General features: G+C 36.4%; 3 protein-coding genes. 2 read left to right on the forward strand and 1 reads right to left on the reverse strand.

Going from position 1 to position 1,316, the window contains the following annotated elements; genetic code table 11:
• Positions 1–42 precede the first annotated feature (42 nt).
• Positions 43–252: a hypothetical protein gene (locus AB4653_RS22325; protein ID WP_016800083.1), complete on the forward strand. Its 210-nt coding sequence runs from the start codon at positions 43–45 to the stop codon at positions 250–252.
• 285 nt (positions 253–537) lie between these two features.
• Here the strand turns inward: AB4653_RS22325 and AB4653_RS22330 are convergent, their stop codons facing one another.
• On the reverse strand, positions 538–795 hold the full coding sequence (locus AB4653_RS22330; protein ID WP_016800084.1) for a hypothetical protein: 258 nt from the start codon (positions 793–795) through the stop codon (positions 538–540).
• Between the two features lie 175 nt (positions 796–970).
• Between AB4653_RS22330 and AB4653_RS22335 the strand changes: the two genes are divergently transcribed.
• A partial coding sequence (locus AB4653_RS22335; protein WP_372105369.1) for a recombinase family protein occupies positions 971–1,316 on the forward strand: 346 nt, incomplete at its 3' end.

The raw sequence follows: 1,316 nt of genomic DNA on the forward strand, positions 1-1,316 counted from the left end.
AACAACAAAAGAAAAAAACGATAAATAATAAATAGGAATAGTATGAAGATCACATTTAATTTATTTAAAGATAACCTCTCTTGGGGTGGGATTATTCACCAACTTAATGGTGATGTTTTAAGGCGCCACGTGTTAGTGAGCGGAAACGTGGATGATATGAATATTAAATTTTCATACTGCGAAACGACTTTAACAGGCAGCATTACTGATCAACATGATTGTGTACTTGGTGATTTTAGTATTTTGGCTTAAATCTAAAGCACAGGCTTGTAATTAAGCTTACTAATAATTGATTACACAGTTGTCCGACTGAACTCTAACTCTTTGTTGATTGTGTGCTTGATATCTTGCTCCATAGGCTATTGACTACTTTGGTAAAGCGGCTTGTTAGGAAATCGGTCGACATGCATTCCTCGGCTCGTAATCGCCCCCTGATTTCATTGTAATACAGCAAGATGCGCTTCTTCATATTTCAGCGGAGGCGGAAATTGTGGTGTAAATGACTCTATATGCACCTCTGTTTATAAACCCTAGCCCTTAAAGTGCTTTATCAAATACTTCGGGCGTAATGTTAATATACCAATCTAAATTTACTTTCTTGCGCCTGATTAGCCCTCGCTCCTCAATAATTTCACAAGATACGCGGAAGTTGTTTGGAGGGACCTCTCTCCTAAGAAGTTGGTTAATAGCATGGTTGACCACCGTAGACTTACCTTCTTTGACTCCCTTCACGAATCCCTTTGCCAAACAACTTAATATCTCTTTTTGGATTTGGCTGAGTCTTTGATTTCTCATTTCATATTTTTATTATTCCTTGTAGCAATGATTAAACTTTAAATTTGAGAAGGAGGGTATGTTGTTTGGGTATACCTTATTGTCACTAGTTGAAAATTGCACCTAACCATTAAATGTCATAATATAAATGACATACCTATTTAGATCATAACCTAAAAGTCACTTAATCAAAATTATGTACATATTTGGATACTTAAGAGCATCAACTATCGAACAAGATGCAGAAAGAGCAAAAAAGACCTTATCAGAATTTGTTGAACAAAAAGGACTTCGTATTGCTGCTTGGTATGTTGAGCAAGAATCTGGCGCTTCGTTGCAAAGACCTAAATTACTGCAATTATTAAGTGATGCTAAAAAAGGGGATTTGATCATGATTGAGCAGATTGATCGACTCTCTCGTCTAAATGAATCTAGTTGGTCTAAATTGAAAGAAATGCTGTACGAGAAGGAATTGAAAGTCATTAGCTTGGATTTACCAACTAGTCACATCGCCATGGCTCCTGAAATATCCGATGAGTTCA

This window comes from Vibrio sp. 10N.222.48.A3 (genome assembly GCF_041475345.1).
Lineage (GTDB): Bacteria > Pseudomonadota > Gammaproteobacteria > Enterobacterales > Vibrionaceae > Vibrio > Vibrio tasmaniensis_A.

What these genes read in the sequence shown, in the direction of transcription:
- AB4653_RS22330 (WP_016800084.1), bottom strand. Translation starts at nt 795, where the DNA reads ATGAGAAATCAAAGACTCAGCCAAATCCAAAAAGAGATATTAAGTTGT.
- AB4653_RS22325 (WP_016800083.1), top strand. Translation starts at nt 43, where the DNA reads ATGAAGATCACATTTAATTTATTTAAAGATAACCTCTCTTGGGGTGGG.